Annotated in this window: 17 protein-coding genes and 1 other annotated feature; all 17 genes read right to left on the bottom strand. The window is 39.9% G+C overall.

Features of this window, described 5'->3' with window-relative positions; all coding sequences use genetic code 11:
- Nucleotides 1-251 precede the first annotated feature (251 nt).
- The 17 genes from rpoC to gltX all read right to left on the bottom strand — a co-directional run bounded on the left by rpoC (nt 252) and on the right by gltX (nt 18400).
- Nucleotides 252-3728, bottom strand: a complete 3477-nt coding sequence (gene rpoC / locus HORE_RS00660; protein ID WP_041605710.1) for a DNA-directed RNA polymerase subunit beta' — start codon at nt 3726-3728, stop codon at nt 252-254.
- Nucleotides 3729-3788: 60 nt separating this feature from the next.
- On the bottom strand, nt 3789-7061 hold the full coding sequence (gene rpoB, locus HORE_RS00655) for a DNA-directed RNA polymerase subunit beta (RefSeq protein WP_012635069.1): 3273 nt from the start codon (nt 7059-7061) through the stop codon (nt 3789-3791).
- 625 nt (nt 7062-7686) lie between these two features.
- Nucleotides 7687-8058, bottom strand: a complete 372-nt coding sequence (gene rplL / locus HORE_RS00650; protein ID WP_012635068.1) for a 50S ribosomal protein L7/L12 — start codon at nt 8056-8058, stop codon at nt 7687-7689.
- Nucleotides 8059-8118: 60 nt separating this feature from the next.
- The gene (gene rplJ / locus HORE_RS00645) at nt 8119-8637 is read right to left on the bottom strand and encodes a 50S ribosomal protein L10 (protein ID WP_012635067.1); all 519 of its coding nucleotides are present in this window, start codon (nt 8635-8637) and stop codon (nt 8119-8121) included.
- A gap of 14 nt (nt 8638-8651) precedes the next feature.
- Nucleotides 8652-8849 carry a hypothetical protein gene (locus HORE_RS00640; protein WP_041605702.1) on the bottom strand — a complete coding sequence of 66 codons (198 nt, stop codon included), beginning with the start codon at nt 8847-8849 and terminating at the stop codon, nt 8652-8654.
- Nucleotides 8680-8835, bottom strand: a sequence feature (ribosomal protein L10 leader region). It overlaps the preceding gene by 156 nt.
- 34 nt (nt 8850-8883) lie before the next feature.
- Nucleotides 8884-9591 carry a 50S ribosomal protein L1 gene (gene rplA, locus HORE_RS00635; RefSeq protein ID WP_012635066.1) on the bottom strand — a complete coding sequence of 236 codons (708 nt, stop codon included), beginning with the start codon at nt 9589-9591 and terminating at the stop codon, nt 8884-8886.
- Between the two features lie 74 nt (nt 9592-9665).
- Nucleotides 9666-10088: a 50S ribosomal protein L11 gene (rplK, locus tag HORE_RS00630; RefSeq protein WP_012635065.1), complete on the bottom strand. Its 423-nt coding sequence runs from the start codon at nt 10086-10088 to the stop codon at nt 9666-9668.
- 28 nt (nt 10089-10116) lie between these two features.
- Nucleotides 10117-10647 carry a transcription termination/antitermination protein NusG gene (nusG, locus tag HORE_RS00625; protein ID WP_012635064.1) on the bottom strand — a complete coding sequence of 177 codons (531 nt, stop codon included), beginning with the start codon at nt 10645-10647 and terminating at the stop codon, nt 10117-10119.
- A 40-nt stretch (nt 10648-10687) separates the two neighbouring features.
- A complete protein-coding gene (secE, locus tag HORE_RS00620; protein ID WP_012635063.1) occupies nt 10688-10888 on the bottom strand; it encodes a preprotein translocase subunit SecE in 201 nt (66 codons plus the stop codon).
- 96 nt (nt 10889-10984) lie between these two features.
- Nucleotides 10985-11134 (bottom strand): 50S ribosomal protein L33, encoded by a 150-nt coding sequence (gene rpmG / locus HORE_RS00615; protein ID WP_041605700.1) that lies wholly within the window; start codon nt 11132-11134, stop codon nt 10985-10987.
- Nucleotides 11135-11340: 206 nt separating this feature from the next.
- Nucleotides 11341-12534 carry an elongation factor Tu gene (tuf, locus tag HORE_RS00610; protein ID WP_012635061.1) on the bottom strand — a complete coding sequence of 398 codons (1194 nt, stop codon included), beginning with the start codon at nt 12532-12534 and terminating at the stop codon, nt 11341-11343.
- A gap of 114 nt (nt 12535-12648) precedes the next feature.
- Entirely contained in the window at nt 12649-13296 is a 648-nt protein-coding gene (gene sigH, locus HORE_RS00605; protein WP_012635060.1) for an RNA polymerase sporulation sigma factor SigH, read from the bottom strand.
- Between the two features lie 62 nt (nt 13297-13358).
- Nucleotides 13359-14093: a 23S rRNA (guanosine(2251)-2'-O)-methyltransferase RlmB gene (gene rlmB / locus HORE_RS00600; protein ID WP_012635059.1), complete on the bottom strand. Its 735-nt coding sequence runs from the start codon at nt 14091-14093 to the stop codon at nt 13359-13361.
- Between the two features lie 16 nt (nt 14094-14109).
- On the bottom strand, nt 14110-14796 hold the full coding sequence (thyX, locus tag HORE_RS00595; protein ID WP_012635058.1) for an FAD-dependent thymidylate synthase: 687 nt from the start codon (nt 14794-14796) through the stop codon (nt 14110-14112).
- 2 nt (nt 14797-14798) lie between these two features.
- Nucleotides 14799-15185 carry a Mini-ribonuclease 3 gene (locus tag HORE_RS00590; protein ID WP_012635057.1) on the bottom strand — a complete coding sequence of 129 codons (387 nt, stop codon included), beginning with the start codon at nt 15183-15185 and terminating at the stop codon, nt 14799-14801.
- A gap of 4 nt (nt 15186-15189) precedes the next feature.
- Entirely contained in the window at nt 15190-16644 is a 1455-nt protein-coding gene (gene cysS, locus HORE_RS00585) for a cysteine--tRNA ligase (RefSeq protein WP_012635056.1), read from the bottom strand.
- A gap of 283 nt (nt 16645-16927) precedes the next feature.
- Nucleotides 16928-18400, bottom strand: coding sequence for a glutamate--tRNA ligase (gene gltX, locus HORE_RS00580; RefSeq protein WP_012635055.1), 1473 nt, complete (start codon nt 18398-18400; stop codon nt 16928-16930).
- Nucleotides 18401-18615 lie beyond the last annotated feature (215 nt).

Genomic DNA, 18615 nt, shown 5'->3' with positions numbered 1-18615 from the left:
TCCCGGAAGACCAGTTTAACTAACACACACTTAAGTATTTTAACACCTTTCATGTTTGATGTCAATAAGATTTTTTTAATTTGAAATCATTATTTTTATCCTGGTCAAAATAATTATAATGTAGTATTTATAATATGATTATTTTGTCCTTTATAGAGTATTTTTATTAATTTATACCCTTTTATATCTATATAATGCTTACTACAACTTATAAAACATGGATAAATGCCCCTGAGGGCATTTATCCATTATTATTCCTCAACCAGTTCATCAATACTACCCGGAATCGGTTGCCCATTATCATCAAGCATCGATATATCACGATAATACTTCATACCTGTACCGGCCGGAATTAACTGACCGATAATCACATTCTCTTTAAGGCCCAGGAGGGGATCAACTTTACCCTCCAAGGATGCTTCTGTTAAAACCCGGGTAGTTTCCTGGAATGAAGCTGCAGACAGGAAACTGTCAGTAGCCAGGGATGCCTTGGTAATACCCAGTAATTCTGGTTTACATGTGGCTGGTTGTTTCCCTTCGTCAACCATTTTATGGTTAATCTCATTAAATTCCAGCCGGTCTACCAGGCTTCCTGGCAGGAAGTCAGTATCACCAGGGTCAATAATTCTCACTTTCCTCATCATCTGCCTTATGATTACTTCAATATGTTTATCATTAATTTCAACACCCTGGGAGCGGTATACCTTCTGGACTTCCTGTAGGAGATAATCCTGAACCTCATCAACACCCTTGATTTTCAGTACAGTACTGGGATCAAGGGGACCTTCAGTCAGTTTATCCCCGGCCTTAACCATCTGGCCATCCTTTACAATAACCTTGGACCCATATGGAACCTGGTAAGTTTTCTTCTTACCATCATCATCTTCGATAACAATCCGTCTACTGTTTCTCTTTTCCAGTATTTTAACCCGTCCGGTCTTTTCAGTTATTATAGCCTGACCTTTCGGGGTCCTTCCTTCAAATAACTCTTCAACCCTGGGAAGACCCTGGGTGATATCATCACCGGCAACACCACCGGTATGGAAGGTCCTCATGGTAAGCTGGGTTCCTGGCTCTCCGATAGATTGGGCAGCAATAATGCCGATTGCTTCCCCAATATCAACAAGTTTACCGGTAGCCAGATTCCGGCCATAACACTTACGACAAACACCGTGTTTGGTTTCACAGGTCAATACAGACCTGATTTTAACCCTTTCGATACCGGCCGCATTTATTTCTTTCATTTTGTCTCTGGTTATCAACTCATCCCTTTTGACAATTACTTTATCATTAGAGGGATCAACTATATCTTCTGCAGCCAGACGCCCAATACACCTTTCGGCAAGAGTCTCAATGGCATCATCACCTTTACCACCGATAGCTTCTACATAAATGCCATTTTCAGTACCACAGTCATCTTCTCTGATAATTACATCCTGGGAGACGTCAACCAGACGCCTTGTCAAGTATCCGGAGTCTGCTGTTCTGATGGCTGTATCAGCCAGACCTTTCCTGGCTCCGTGGGTTGAAATAAAAAATTCCATAACATTTAACCCTTCACGGAAACTGGAACGGATTGGAATATCAAGAATTCGACCGGAAGGATCAGCCATAAGGCCACGCATACCGGCCAACTGTGATATCTGAGAAGTATTACCACGGGCACCGGAAATAGCCATCATATAAATGTTGTTGTCTTCACCCAGGTGATCGAGTAAAGCATCAGTAACAGCATCTTTAGCTTTGTTCCAGATATCTACAACCTTCTGGTACCTTTCATTCTCGGTTATAGCCCCTCTTCTATAATGCTGCTCTATATTTCTAACTTCTTCTTCAGCCTCATTCAGAATTTTCTCTTTGGCCGGTGATATAGAAGCATCACTGACAGCAATAGTAATACCGGACCGGGTCGCAAAATCATAACCCAGTTCTTTAATTTTATCCAGGGCTCTGGCTGTTATATCATTTCCAAATTTCTCATGTAAATCAGCCACAATATCGCCCAGCTCACTTTTATCAACCTGATAATTAATAAATTCCATTTTTTCAGGTAAGGCTTCATTAAATATTACCCGCCCCGGTGATGTTTCTACCAGTTTTCCATCTAATCTTACTTTTACTCTGGCCTGCAGACTAACCTTTCCTGTATCATAGGCTTTAATGGCCTCTTCAGGGGAAGCAAATAATTTGCCTTCACCTTTTTCACCATCTTTTATGGTGGTCAGATAGTAAATTCCAATTACCATATCCTGGGTAGGTACTGTGATCGGACTTCCATCTGAAGGTGCCAGAATATTGCTGGTTGATAACATTAGAACACGTGATTCTATCTGGGCCTCTGCCGATAATGGTACATGAACTGCCATCTGGTCCCCGTCAAAGTCAGCATTATAAGCAGTACAGACCAGGGGATGTAATTTAATGGCCTTACCTTCAACCAGAACAGGTTCAAAGGCCTGAATTCCGAGTCTATGAAGGGTGGGAGCACGGTTTAAAAGAACAGGATGATCTTCAATTACCTCTTCCAGTACCCCCCAGACTTCATCATCTACCCTTTCTACCATCCTTTTGGCATTTTTAATATTATGAGCAAGTCCTTTATCAACTAACCCCTTCATTACAAAAGGCTTAAACAGTTCAAGAGCCATTTTCTTGGGAAGTCCACATTGATGCATTTTTAATTCTGGACCAACAACAATAACTGACCTACCTGAATAGTCGACCCTTTTACCGAGAAGATTCTGCCTGAACCTTCCCTGCTTACCCTTTAACATATCACTGAGGGATTTTAATGGTCTATTACCGGCTCCGGTAACAGGGCGGCCACGCCGACCATTATCTATTAAAGCATCCACTGCTTCCTGGAGCATTCGTTTCTCATTTCTGATTATAATCTCTGGGGCTCCCAGATCAAGCAACCTTTTAAGCCTGTTATTTCTGTTTATTACCCGTCGGTAAAGGTCATTAAGGTCAGAAGTAGCAAAGCGGCCTCCGTCAAGCTGTACCATTGGTCGTAGGTCTGGGGGTATAACAGGAATAACTTCAAGAACCAGCCACTCTGGCTTAATTCCAGATTTATTTAAGCCGTCAAGGACCTCAAGTCTCCTGATAGCTCTTTTCCTTCTCTGACCACTTGCTTCTTTTACTTCTTTTTTGAGCCGTTTAACCTCTGCTCCGACATCAATTTTTTTCAAAAGCTCTTTAACAGCTTCAGCTCCCATACCGGCCTCAAAAGAATCTCCATATTTCTGTCGGGCTTCTCTATATTCTGTTTCAGAAAGGAGTTGTTTTTCACTCAGTGGTGACTCTCCTGCATCAATAACGATATATGATACGAAATAAATTACTTTTTCAAGGGCCCGGGGAGACATATCCAGAATAAGACCTAGCCTGCTGGGGATCCCTTTAAAAAACCAGATGTGAGTGCAGGGGGCTGCTAACTCAATATGCCCCATCCTTTCCCGTCTCACTTTAGAATGGGTTACTTCAACACCACAGCGGTCACAGACAACCCCCTTATACCTGACCCGCTTATATTTTCCACAATGACATTCATAATCTTTTGTAGGGCCAAAAATTTTCTCGCAAAAAAGACCATCTTTTTCAGGTTTAAGCGTTCTATAATTAATCGTTTCTGGTTTTTTAACTTCCCCGCGGGACCAGTCACGAATTTGCTCCGGTGAAGCAACACTTATTTTCATGGAGTCAAAACTATTTACATTAAACAAGGGCCTCTCCCCTTTCTTCAATAGTTTTTAAACCCTTTAAAACCCAGTAATAAAGTTATATTATTCTTCACTGGAATCTTTTTCAGAACCTTTCTTATTGTTATCACTTAGATCCATATCAAGTCCCAGTTTTTTTGCAGTATCAGTAAACTCTTCTTCTTCCTCTGCGATTTGCAGTTCTTCCTCATCCTCGGTGAAGATTTTGGCATCAAGTCCAAGACTCTGCATCTCTTTGATTAGTACTTTAAACGATTCGGGAATTCCTGGTTCAGGAACATTTTCACCTTTTACAATGGCCTCATAGGTTTTTACCCTGCCCACAACATCGTCTGATTTGATAGTTAACATTTCCTGCAGACTGTAGGCAGCACCATATGCTTCCAGAGCCCAGACTTCCATCTCACCGAACCTCTGGCCACCAAACTGAGCCTTACCACCAAGAGGCTGCTGGGTAACCAGTGAATAAGGTCCGGTAGAACGGGCATGAATCTTATCATCTACCAGATGGTGGAGTTTCAGAACATACATATAACCAACAGTTACTCTATTATCAAAGGGCTCACCTGTTCGCCCATCATAAAGAACAGTCTTGCCATCCCTGTCAAACCCGGCTTTTTCGAGTAAATCTTCTACTTCTTCTTCAAGAGCTCCATTAAATACAGGTGTCTCAACATAAAGCCCCAGGGCTTTGGCAGCAAGTCCAAGATGAGTTTCCAGAACCTGCCCGATATTCATACGTGATGGTACACCCAGGGGATTCAGTACTACTTCAACTGGTTCACCATTCGGTAAAAAGGGCATATCTTCTTCCGGTAAAATCCTGGATATTACACCTTTATTACCGTGACGTCCGGCCATTTTATCACCAACAGAAATCTTGCGTTTGGTAGCTACATAAACCCTGACCAGTTTATTTACACCGGGCTTTAATTCGTCTCCATTTTCCCTGGAAAAGACTTTAACATCAACAATAATACCTTCTTCACCATGGGGTACTTTCAGGGAAGTATCCCTGACTTCCCTGGCCTTTTCACCAAAGATAGCTCTTAACAACCTTTCTTCGGCTGATAACTCGGTTTCACCTTTAGGGGTAACCTTGCCGACCAGAATATCTCCTTCTTTTACTTCTGCTCCTACCCTGATTATACCGCGTTCATCAAGGTTTTTAAGAGCATTTTCGCCAACATTGGGGATATCCCTGGTAATTTCTTCAGGGCCAAGTTTTGTATCCCGGGCTTCAGCCTCATACTCTTCTATGTGAACTGAAGTAAAGGCATCTTCTTTAACCAGTTTTTCACTGATTAAAATAGCATCCTCATAATTATAACCTTCCCAGGGCATAAAGGCAATCAAAGTATTACGTCCCAGGGCCATTTCACCATGGTCTGTTGACGGACCATCAGCGATAACATCGCCTTTGTCAACACGCTGGCCTTTCCGGACTATAGGACGCTGATTTATACAACTACCCTGGTTTGAACGCTTAAATTTAAGGATTTTGTAGGTATCAATCTTACCATCATCTGTTTTAATGACAATCTCATCAGCGGTAACCCTGGTAACTACACCTGAATTTTTTGCAATAATTACAACCCCGGAGTCTTTAGCCGCTCTATATTCCATTCCAGTAGCCACAATGGGGGCATCAGGTTTAATAAGGGGAACAGCCTGCCGCTGCATGTTTGCTCCCATTAGGGCCCTGTTAGCATCGTCATTTTCTAAAAAGGGTATCATTGAAGCAGAAACCCCAACTAGCTGTTTTGGAGAAACATCCATATAATCAACTTTTTCAGGAGATACTTCCAGAATATCACCACGATGTCTGGCAATTACAAGGTCATTTAAGAAATTACCATCTTCATCAAAGGGTTCATTAGCCTGGGCAATGGTGTATTTATCTTCTTCATCAGCAGTTAAATATTCTATTTCATTGGTTGCCTTACCATTAACTACTTTTCTATATGGTGTTTCCAGAAAACCAAATTTATTGGTACGGGCATAAGTACTCATTGATCCTATTAGACCAATATTGGGACCTTCCGGTGTCTCAATTGGACAGATCCTACCATAATGAGAGTGATGTACGTCCCTGACTTCGAAACCGGCCCGGTCTCGACTTAACCCACCCGGTCCAAGAGCACTTAATCTCCTCTTATGGGTCAGTTCAGACAGGGGATTGGTCTGGTCCATAAACTGAGATAACTGACTGCTTCCAAAAAACTCCTGAATAGATGCCACTACTGGTCTGGTATTAATTAAAGCCTGGGGTGTTACTACATCTATGTCCTGAATAGTCATTCTTTCCTTGACAACCCGTTCCATTCTGGATAAACCGATCCTGAACTGATTTTGTAACAATTCTCCAACAGTCTTTAAACGACGATTCCCCAGATGATCTATATCATCAATACTGGCCTCCGGATCATTATCTATAATTCTCAGCAAATAACGTACTGTTTCTACAATATCCCTCTTATCAAGGCATTTTTTATCAGGATCAATGTCAAGGCCCAGCTTTTTATTAATTTTATACCTTCCGACAAGGGCCAGGTCATACCGTTTGGGATCAAAGAATAATGATTCTAGTAAATTTTTAGCACTTTCAACAGTGGGAGGTTCACCCGGCCTTAACCTTTTATATAATTCAATCAGGGCTTCTTCCTGGGAATCAGTGTTATCCCTTTCAAGGGTATCATGTATAACTTCATGTTCACCGAATAAATCTATTAATTCAGCATCTGTTCCATAACCAAGAGCTCTAAAGAGTACAGTTGATGGCATTTTACGGGTTCTGTCAACCCTGACTGAAACAATTCGTTTTTTATCATACTCGAATTCAATCCAGGCCCCTCTATTAGGAATTATATTGGCAGAAACGAGACGCCTACCATCTTTAGTTCTCTCTTCCCCGAAATAAACACCTGAAGACCGGATTAACTGATTAACAACTACCCTTTCGGCACCATTAATAATAAAGGTTCCCTTGTCTGTCATTAAAGGGAAATCACCCATAAAAACTTCCTGTTCTTTAACTTCACCGGTATCTTTATTTATTAATCTTACTTTTACCTGTAAGGGTGCTGCATAGGTAGCATCCCTATCCCGGCACTCTTCTTCATTGTATTTGGGCTCTCCCAGATGGTAATCGACAAATTCCAGGACAAGGTTCTCAGAAAAATCCTCAATTGGTGAAATTTCTTCAAATACTTCTTTTAACCCTTCCTCCAGAAACCAATTATAAGAGCTTATCTGTGTGTTAAGTAAATAAGGTGCTTCATGTGCATCCTCAATTTTAGCAAAACTATACCTTTCTCTCCTCAATCCCTTTGCCATTTTTGCACCCCCAGGACATACAATTTTATTAGGATCTTATAAAAACATAAAGCTTTATAAAGCTTAAGGTTATAAAGCATAAAGCTTTTATGTATATATACATTATATAAAGCAGGTAAACTAAACACCCTGCCTCATAATAACCATATAAAGTTAGAAAAAAGCCCTATATATATATTATGACCCGTTCTGATCTTAACTATACATATAGGTGCTAGCCTTCTGTATTACCTTTTAGTTTATATTATACATCCATTAAAAACCCCTGTCATTATACTTTATTTGCATACTGTTCCTATTCTTATCGACAATTAATAATATTATCATAACAGTCCTGTCTTGTCAAGATTATTTTTTCTAATTTCATAAAATATTAATCCAAAAATTTAATTTAAAAATCCAGGTTTAATTCTTTTTTAATATCGATTAATCTGGTATATCAATACCCCACTACCCCGTACCCTTTATTACTAATAACCCGTATTAGATTCTATATATTAATAATATATTTATTATCCTGTTTTCCTGAAGGTCAGTAAAAAGTCAGTAAAAATATATAAATATTAAAAAAGTACTCTGTAAAAACAGAGTACTTTTTTAATTTACTTATAACTTTGATGGGGGGTTATTTTAACTCAACAGTAGCCCCGGCATCTTCGAGCTTGGATTTAATTTCTTCAGCTTCTTCTTTGCTGACGCCTTCTTTAACATTGGTAGGAGCATCGTCAACGAGGGCTTTAGCATCTTTAAGTCCCAGACCGGTAACTTCACGAACAACCTTAATAACATTAATCTTCTTACCACCAATTTCAGCAAGGTGAACATCAAATTCAGTTTTTTCTTCCTGCTGTTCACCACCCTGAGCTCCCGGAACTGCAGCCATAGCAACTGGAGCTGCAGCAGATACACCAAATTTTTCTTCTAACTCTTCAACCAGCTCGGCCAGTTCCAGTACAGTCATATTTTCAATTGCTTCAATAATTTCCTCTTTAGTCATTTTATGAGCCTCCTTAATAATTTTTTCTAATTAATATAAAGTAGTTAAAAACCTTAAAAATTACTCATCCTTTTGATCCTTGATCTGGTTTAAGACATTAACAAGATTTCTAATATTACCCTGCAAGACATTAACAAATCCGGTCAAAGGAGCCTTCATACCGGCAAAAGCCTTTGCCAGCAACTCTTCTCTCGGTGGGATCTTGGCCAGTGATTTTATTTTTTCATCATCAATTACTTCACCATTAAGTACGCCACCCTTAATTTCAAGTTCTTCATGTTCTTTGGCAAAATCCACAAGCACCTTTGCCGGTGATACAGCATCTTCAATACCAAATGCAATTGCAGTTGGTCCGACTAAAACCTCATTAATCTCTTCAATTTCAGCCTTTTTGGCCGCTATTCTGGCCAGGGTATTTTTAACAACCCTGTACTCAACACCAGCTTCTCTTAACTTTGCTCTCAACTCAGTAATGGTAGCTACATCCAGTCCCTTATAATCTGTCAGAACCAGAGATTTAGCACTGCTGAGTTTATCGGTTAGCTCGTTAACAACTGCTTCCTTTTCCGGTCTAGGCAATGCCTTTCACCCCCTTAAGTCATACCAATGTATTTTATTTCTAACTGCATTAAAAAAACCTCCCTATAGACAGGAGGTAGTAATGACTGGCTATCCGGGGCATGGTTATGAAAAACCCCATCAAACAAACCATTAACCTCGGCAGGATTATTAAGTCTTTTTGACCCCTGCTGTCTACGGTTAAGAACGGCTATTCTGTTTTTACCTAACAAATAATAACACATAACAAATTATATTGTCAAGGGTTTATTTTCGGATTAAATCAATAGCCTGGTTCGGATCTACCTTGATACCAGGTCCCATGGTTGAGGAAACTGTAACACTTCTCATATAACGCCCCTTGGCGGAAGCAGGTCTCTCTCTCAATAAAACATCAATAATGGTTTTGAAATTTTCCATTAAATCATCGACAGGGAAAGATACCTTACCTATGGGCAGGTGAATATTACCATTCTTGTCTACCCTGTATTCGATTTTACCGGCTTTAGCATCTTTGACTGCCTTTTCCAGCTCAAAAGTTACTGTTCCCACCTTGGGATTTGGCATTAAACCTTTAGGTCCCAGTATTCTACCTAATTTACCAACAACACTCATCATATCAGGGGTAGCAATGGCTACATCAAAATCCAGCCAGCCACCTTTTATCTTCTCTGCCAGATCGTCGGCACCAACGACATCGGCACCGGCTTCTTCAGCTTCCTTTGCCTTTTCACCTTTAGCAAAAACAATAACCTTAACCTCTTTTCCGGTACCTTTAGGCAGAACAACTGCTCCCCTTACATTTTGATCAGCGTGTTTGGGATCAACCCCGAGTTTAACAGCCAGGTCTACTGTTTCATCGAAATTGGCACTGGCAATATCTTTAACAAGCTCAAGGGCATCGGCGGGAGAGTATAATTTTTCCCTGTCAACCTTTTTCCTGCTCTCCTGATAGCGTTTACCATGTTTAGCCATTATTATCTCCTCCTTGTGGTCTTTAACGGATTTGCATCCTCCCACTAATCGTATTTTTTAACATCTAAACAAAATTATTTAACAACTATACCCATACTACGGGCAGTACCTTCAATCATTCTCATAGCTGCTTCTAAACTTCCTGCATTTAAGTCAGGCATTTTAAGTTCAGCAATCTCTTTAATATCTTCCTTGGTTACAGTTCCGACCTTGTTAATATTAGGCTGACCGGAAGCCCTTTCCAGACCGGCAGCTTTTTTGAGTAAATCAGATGCAGGTGGTGTCTTGGTAATAAAATCAAAAGAACGGTCGGCATAGACAGTAATTTCAACCGGAATAATCATTCCTGCCTGATCCTGTGTTTTAGCGTTAAATGCTTTACAGAACTCCATAATATTAACCCCATGCTGACCCAGGGCTGGACCAACCGGAGGTGCTGGGTTTGCTTTTCCAGCCGGAATCTGTAACTTAATTTTCCCAATTACTTTCTTGGCCATTACTATCCCTCCTTTCTATGACCAACCGTTATATTTTCTCAATCTGGGAGAACTCCAGCTCAAGGGGAGTCTCTCTACCAAACATAGAAACTAATACCTTTACCTTGCTCTGTTGTGGGTGTACCTCTTTAATTTCTCCAATAAATTCTTCAAAGGGGCCATCAACTATTTTTACTTTATCTCCAACCCCGAAGTCCAATTCAATTTTATCATCTTCAATTCCCATTCCTCTAAGGATGTGTTTGGCTTCTTCAGGCTGTAAGGGTAAAGGTTTGGTCCCACTACTTACAAAACCAGTTACACCTGGAGTATTTCTAACAACATACCAGGAGTCATCTGTCATAATCATCTCTACCAGAACATAACCGGGAAATATTCTCTTTTCTACTTTTTTCTGTTTGCCTTTTTTACTTTCTATTTTTTCTTCGGTAGGAACAAGTATTCTAAAAATCTTATCTTCCATATCAGTTGCCTTAATGCGTTTTTCCAGATTTGCCTTAACTTTATTTTCGTGACCGGAATAAGTATGAACTACATACCACTTCTTTTCTTCTTCCATAATAAAGACCTACCAGGTAGGTACACCCCCACCTCCTTACCTACATAATAAGTGGGGTAATTATACTTGTTAAGATATAATCCATTACCCCTATAAAAATAATCAAAGCCACAACAGTAACCAGCACTACTGCTGTATAAGATGATAACTCTTTTTTTCTAGGCCAGTTAACTTTCTTCAGTTCAGCCTTGAAATTACGGAAAAATTTCTTTATTTTCCCGAAAAAACTGAGACCTGCCATAACATTCCCACCCTCATTATTTTAGTATATAGAAGTTAGATTCTATTAGCAAACTATCCTCACCTACTACCTATCAACATTCTCTCCACAGTAAAACTACTTTGTCTCCCGATGTAGTGTATGTTTCTGACAGTGCTTGCAATATTTTTTTAGTTCCAGTCTTTCCCGGGTATTATTCTTGTTTTTGGTAGTGGTATAATTACGATTTTTACATTCGGTACACTCAAGTGTAATTATTTCCCTCATGTATTGCCACCCCCTCATCTTAAAACAGAAAGATCTTTTATTGTTACTGGAAGGAAATGCTTTCTGGTTACAACCTTAATTAATTTATCACATTACCTGAAAAATGTCAACATCAATTTTTAAGCATGTGCTCCACCAAAGAGCACATGCTTTTATTGTCCAAACCATTCCTGTTAAACTATCTCAACTAAGAGAGGGAGATATTTTTACTCAATAATCTGGCTGACAACACCGGCACCAACGGTACGGCCACCTTCACGGATAGCAAACCTTAATCCTTCTTCCATAGCAATGGGAGTAATTAATTTTACTTCCATCTCTACATTGTCACCGGGCATTACCATCTCTACTCCCTCTGGTAAGCTGATAGTCCCGGTTACGTCTGTGGTCCTGAAATAAAACTGGGGCCTGTATCCTTCAAAAAATGGAGTATGCCTTCCTCCTTCTTCTTTGGTCAGAACATATACCTCAGCCTTGAAGTGGGTATGTGGGGTTATACTCCCTGGCTTGGCTAATACCTGACCCCTTTCTATCTCATCTCTTCCTATACCCCTTAACAGGGCTCCAATGTTATCTCCTGCTACCGCTTCATCCAGTAACTTACGGAACATCTCTACCCCGGTTACTACGGTCTCCTGGGTCTCTTTAATCCCGATAATTTCTACCTCGTCACCGGGATGTAAGGTTCCTCTCTCTACCCTACCGGTAGCTACTGTTCCACGTCCGGTAATACTGAATACGTCTTCTACTGGCATCAAGAATGGTTTGTCTTTATCCCTTTCTGGTTCGGGAATGTATTCATCTACTGCTTCCATAAGTTCAATGATCTTCTTACCCCATTCTCCTTCAGGATCAGGATTTTCAAGAGCCTGTAATGCTGATCCAACTATTACCGGTACGTCATCTCCAGGGAATTCATATTCATTTAATAATTCCCTTACTTCCATCTCTACCAGCTCAATTAACTCTTCGTCATCTACCATATCGGCCTTGTTTAAAAAGACAACTATGCTCGGTACACCTACCTGACGGGCCAGAAGAATATGTTCTCTGGTCTGGGGCATCGGTCCGTCTGCTGCTGATACTACCAGAATAGCTCCGTCCATCTGGGCGGCCCCGGTAATCATATTCTTTACATAGTCAGCATGACCTGGACAGTCAACGTGGGCATAGTGCCTATTAGCAGTCTCATATTCAACGTGAGAGGTAGCAATGGTTATTCCTCTTTCTTTTTCTTCAGGTGCATTATCGATAGAATCAAAGGGCATTACTTCAGCACTACCCAGATTTGATAATACAGCTGTTATCGCTGCTGTTAAAGTAGTCTTACCGTGGTCTACGTGACCTATGGTTCCAATATTAACATGCGGTTTTGTCCTTTCAAATTTTTCTTTTGCCATCCTTTTTCATCCTCCTTGTTTTAGTCTTGTAATGCAAGTGACTGCTGCCAGAAATACTTTTTAATTATAGCAGTCATTATGTAAAAGCACCACCGGATGGTGGCATAATGAAAATTAAATATTATGTTTCTCCAGGAAAATTTCCAGCTTTCTCTTAACCCGCTGAAGTGCATTATCAACTGATTTCACGTGCTTGTCTAAACTTTCGGCTATATCCTGGTATGATTTGCCTTCAAGATATTCCTGGAGAACATTTAATTCCAGCTGGCTAAGCATTTCAGTAATTTTATTTTCAATTAAATTATAGGTTTCCTTGCTCACAAAAAGTTCTTCAGGATCGGAAAGCTTTCCCCCATTTAGAACATCCAGCAGGGTCCGGTCCGATTCTTCATCATAAATAGGGCGGTTTAAGGAAACGTAAGAATTTAACGGCTGATGCTTCTGGCGGGTAGCTGCTTTAATAGCTGTAATAATCTGCCGGGTAATGCATAATTCAGCAAAAGCCCGGAAAGAAGCCAGTCTATCAACCTTATAGTCTCTAATAGCTTTATATAACCCAATCATTCCTTCCTGGACAATGTCTTCTCTATCTGCTCCTACCAAAAAATAAGACCTAGACTTGGCCAGGACAAAATTTTTATATCTCTTTATCAGTGTTTCTTCAGCTATTTTATCTCCCTTATGGACTAATTCTACTAACTCCTCATCCCCCAATTGATTATAATCTTCATAATCATATTTTTCCTGTGCATTTCCCTTCAACCAGGATCCCCTCCCTTATACATCTCTATTATACTTATTTAATAGAACATAGTCAAGCAGTATTAAGTTGAGCGCCGTTGTCGGACAACCTCAAAAATAACTACCCCTGCTGCCACTGAAGCGTTGAGGGACCCCAGTTCACCACTCATGGGGATATTAACCACAAAGTCACAATTTTCTTTTACCAGACGACGCATCCCCTTACCTTCGTTTCCAATTACAAGTCCGACTGGACCTTTATAATCTGCAGAATAATAAGGTCTGGTCCCCCTGACATCGGTCCCCGTTATCCATAGACCCATATCTTTCAAGTCAGCAATGGTATAGTTTATATTGGAGACTTTAGCCAGAGGCAGGTGATTAACAGCTCCGGCCGAGGCTTTGGTCACAACCGGGGTAATGTCGGCTGACCTTTTCCGGGGATAAATCAGCCCATGGGCTCCTGCTGCATAAGCTGTTCTAATTATAGCACCGAGATTGTGGGGATCCTGTACCTGATCAAGTATTATAATAAAGGGATCTTCTCCTTTTTCCCTGGCAATTTCAACCATTTCACGGGGAGATACATATTTAATATCATCAGCCATGGCTATAATACCCTGATGGGAATGGGACCTGGCCTTTTTATCCAGAAAATCCTTTTTGGCTTTTTGAAGTGGAATATTAAACCTGCTGGCTTCTTTTATTATCCTGTCTACTTTCTTACCCCTGACCCCTTCCTGTATAAATATTTTTTTAATAGTTCTCCCGCTTTTAATAGCTTCAATAACTGGATTGCGGCCTTCAATCTGGGCCATAATATTATATCACCTCTTATGATGTTTTTATATTATCAATACGGCCACAGGAAAATTCCCCTTCAGGACAGTAACCTTCTACCTCACAGGTAGGTCCTGCCTTTTCAAATAAAACAGGGGCTACTTTCCTCACCTGAAAAAGCATCTGATTGGCAATACTTCTTATCTCCCACTGGGCCCGGTTACAACATCTTAACCTGAAAAAATGCATTAAGGAACGGGCATTATAGGACACAACCAGATTGGTCTTAACAGCCGGTAAAAGAAAACGGGCATCTTCCTTGGGAATACCCTTATCGAGGAGTGATTTATAAGCCTCTTTAGATATTTCCATATATTCCCTGAAAGCCTTCAGGGCCTCACTATTTTTCTGAATAGAGGGGGGAATAATATAATCAAAATCCTCCTCCGAAACATAGCGCTGAGAACGCTGGCTATAAGAAACCCCGATTCTCTGTCTTACCAGCTGATGACTGGTTACCCGGCTACACTGGATATGAAAATAAAAATAGGTATGCTCCAGGGTTGATAGATGCCCCATACTGACAACCTTTCTTACCAGTTTTTCTATTTCCTCTCTACTCATCTCTTCCATTAACTGCTCCGGTCCTTTTTTTGAATAACACAATCTGGCCGAAATAGCGACATTTTTTTCCGGATCGGGGGTATAATCAATTAATTTTGCTTCAGGTCTTACTTCCATTATTACTCTCCCTCCAGTTCCTTTATAAGAAGTGACCATAACTCTTTTATACGGTCATAATTACCGTTTAAATAAAGGTAACCAAAAAGGGCCTCGAGCCCTGTGCTGAGTCTGTAATCAGCAATCTTCATATTTCTGGGACTGCTTCCACTATTAAAGTTCCGTCCTCTCCTGACAATAGCCTTTTCTTTATCTTCTAATTTATCTTCAATAGCCCTCAAACCCCGGGCCTGGGCAGCAGCATTAACCAGCCTAACCGCATTTTTATGAACTTTATTCAGGGGATAAATACCCTGGTTTACCAGATAATTTCTGACCAGTAATTCATAAACACTATCACCAACATAGGCCAGGTGGCCTGGAGACATAAGATTAACTTTATTGGTCATAATTTTACTTCCTTTCCCACCTGACCCCATGGGGGGTATCTTTTATTTCAAAACCAAGGTCTTCAAGCCCATCACGAATTCTATCAGCCAGCTGCCAGTTTTTCTCCTGCCTTGCTTCATCCCTGATCTCAAGAATAAAATCAACCAGGTTATTTAAGATTTCATTATCTACCTCATCAGAAGAAGAAAATGCCAAATCAAGACCCAGAATATCAGAAAAGCGGTCAAAAAGGTTTTGAGCTTTTTTGAGTACTTTACTGGTTTCTCCATTCAGCTCAAACTCAGGAGAATTAACAAATGTGTTAATTTCTCTGGCAAGTTCATGCATTACCCCTGTAGCCCGGGCTGTATTAAAGTCATCATCCATAGCCTCTTCAAATTCTTTTTCCTTTTTATTTAAAATACTTATAATGGTGTTTTCACCTTTAGTATTTTCAGTTATTTTGTTTTTTGTAATAACTCCCTTTTCCAGAATCTGAACCATCACCTGGTAAGTATTCACAAGTTTCCGCCAGCTTTTACGGGCAGCTTCTACTTCCTCAAAATTAAAATCAATGGGACTGCGATAATGTTTGGTTAAAAGGAAGTACCTCACTTCATCTGGTTTAAACTCCTTTAAAATTTCACGAACAGTAAAGAAATTACCCAGAGATTTTGACATTTTCTCACCTTTTAAATTAACCGAACCATTGTGAAGCCAGTATTTAACAAAGGGTTTCTCCCCGGTACATGACTCTGACTGGGCAATCTCATTCTCATGGTGGGGAAATATCAGATCTGTGCCACCACCATGAATATCTATCCTCTTCCCCAGATATTTAATAGACATTGCCGAACATTCAATATGCCAGCCAGGCCATCCCTTCCCCCAGGGACTATCCCAGGATATTTCACCAGCGGGAGCCTTTTTCCATAAAGCAAAATCCATTGGATGTCTCTTTTCTTCATTAACTTCAACTCTGGCCCCGGCCTGCATTTCTTCTAAATTTCGACCGGACAATTTTCCGTAATCACTAAATTTTTCCACACTGAAGTATACATTACCATTGACCTCATAAGCATAGCCTTTATCGAGTAGTTTTTTAACCATTTTTATTATCTCTTTTATAGTATCAGTAGCCCGGCAGTATACATCTGCCCTTTTTATCTTCATCTTCTCAATATCTTCAAGATAGGCTTTAGTATATTTATCAGCAAGTTCCAGTGGCCTTAACCCTTCTTCCCGGGCCCGGGCCACTATTTTTTCATTAATATCAGTAAAGTTCTGAACATAGGTTACCTCATACCCTTTATATTCAAGATAACGTCGGATAACATCATAATTGACCGCACTCCTGATATGTCCAATATGGGCGTAATTCTGGACGGTTAGACCACAGACATACATCCTGACTTTCCCGGTTTCTAGAGGAGTAAACTTCTCCTTTTTTCTACTTAAAGTATTGTATACTCTGAGCATATTATGCTTCACCCTTTCACTCAAACAGGTAAAAATCCTGCCATCAGGATATCCATATAAATATATCTTATATCATCTAATCATATCATCTATTTAATTAAATCATCTAATAAATATATAATATACCCTTTGACAAAAATAAATTATTGGTTGTCTGGTTAAATAATTGGATAACCATCATATTCTAAAGAAATGTCTCAACGCTTAGAGATATAATAAAAGCCTCCTTCCGGTATTTTAGTACCGGAATGAAGGCCTGAATTATATTTAAGCTAGCTAAATGCTATTCTGTCATATTTAATGCCTCGTTTAACCTTTTCTCAACTTCATTGATCCCCAGAATATATATAACATTTTTAATTTCAGGACCTGAATTCAGACCTGTCAGGGCAAGTCTCACTGGATGATAAATAGTCCGGGGACTTACAGGGAGTTCCTTTTTCATCTCTTTAAAGATACCATCAATGGCTTCAGGGGTCAAGGTCTCAAGCTGTTTTAATTTGTTTACAAGTGTTGTGAAAACCTCTGTAACCCCGTCCTGACTAAATTCCTCAATAGCTTTTGATTTATCCTCAAACTCTACATTTTTCTTAAAAAAGAGAGAAGTTTCTTCAGGTATCTGTTTCAGGTAATCAACCCCGGTCCGGGCTACATCTATAACCTTAACCAGCCACCGGTATAAACTAGCATCAACTTCTCCGGTAATCAATCCAGCCTCTTTTAGATAGGGTATAGAAAGATCTACAATTCTCTTAATGTCAGCATTTCTAATATATTTACCATTTAGCCAGTTTAATTTATCTATATCAAACACAGCCCCACTTTTATTTACATCTTTTAATTCAAAGCGTCTGATCAATTCCTCTCTGCTTAAAAGCTCCTGACCATCCCTGGGGGCCCAGCCCAGTAAAGCCAGGTAATTAAACAGGGCTTCAGGTAAATAACCCTTACGCCTGTATTCCCCGATATAAACAGCATCATCATTACTCCGTTTTTTCAATTTCTCCCTGTCCTTGTTTAAAATAAGGGGCAAATGAGCAAAACGGGGTGGTTCAAACCCGAGGGCCTCGTATAATAAAAGCTGTTTTGGCGTATTTGATAAATGGTCTTCTCCCCTGATAACATCGGTAATTTTCATTAAGGCATCATCAATAACTACAGCAAAATTATAGGTTGGCATACCATCAGATTTAAATATAATAAAATCATCGAGTACTGAAGTCTGAAATGATACCTTACCCTTGATCTGATCATTAACAATAATCTCCTGCTCCTCATCAGGTAACTTAAAACGTATGACGGGTTTTCTCCCCTCAGACTCCAGTTTTTTTCTTTCCTCATCAGTAAGATGACGGCAACGGCCGTTATAGCGGGGCATTTCACCCCGGGCGCGGGCCTCTTTCCTCATCTGTTCTAATTCTTCAGGGGTACAGTAACAATAATAAGCCTTGTCTTCCTCAAGGAGTTTGTTGGCGTATTTTTTGTAAATATCCAGCCTTTCAGACTGCCGGTAAGGACCATAATCCCCACCTTTATTAACTCCTTCATCAACATCTAGCCCGAGCCACTGAAGTTCCCTGATTATAATCTCTTCAAATTCAGTGGCCGAGCGTTCCCGGTCAGTATCTTCAATTCTCAAAACAAGGGTGCCCCCCTGTTTTCGTGCCCATAACCAGTTAAAAAGGGCAGTTCTTATATTGCCAATATGAATTCTCCCGGTTGGACTGGGAGGAAATCTTAACCTGATACTACCCATAAATATTCCCCCTTGTAATACTGGATACACTACTCAAATTTTTAAGTTTATCTATTTAACTATATAAGTTTATTTATTTAACACTACTATTAGTTAAGATTATATATGTTTATTCAAAACCATAACATCCTTATTTAAAAAACTACTAATAAACATTATATTATATCTTATATCCTGTCTTAAAAAAATAACATTAATTAAGTTCGCAAACTTCT

Source organism: Halothermothrix orenii H 168, assembly GCF_000020485.1.
Taxonomy (GTDB): Bacteria; Bacillota; Halanaerobiia; order Halanaerobiales; family Halothermotrichaceae; genus Halothermothrix; species Halothermothrix orenii.
This window is presented reverse-complemented; position numbering and strand designations above follow the sequence as displayed.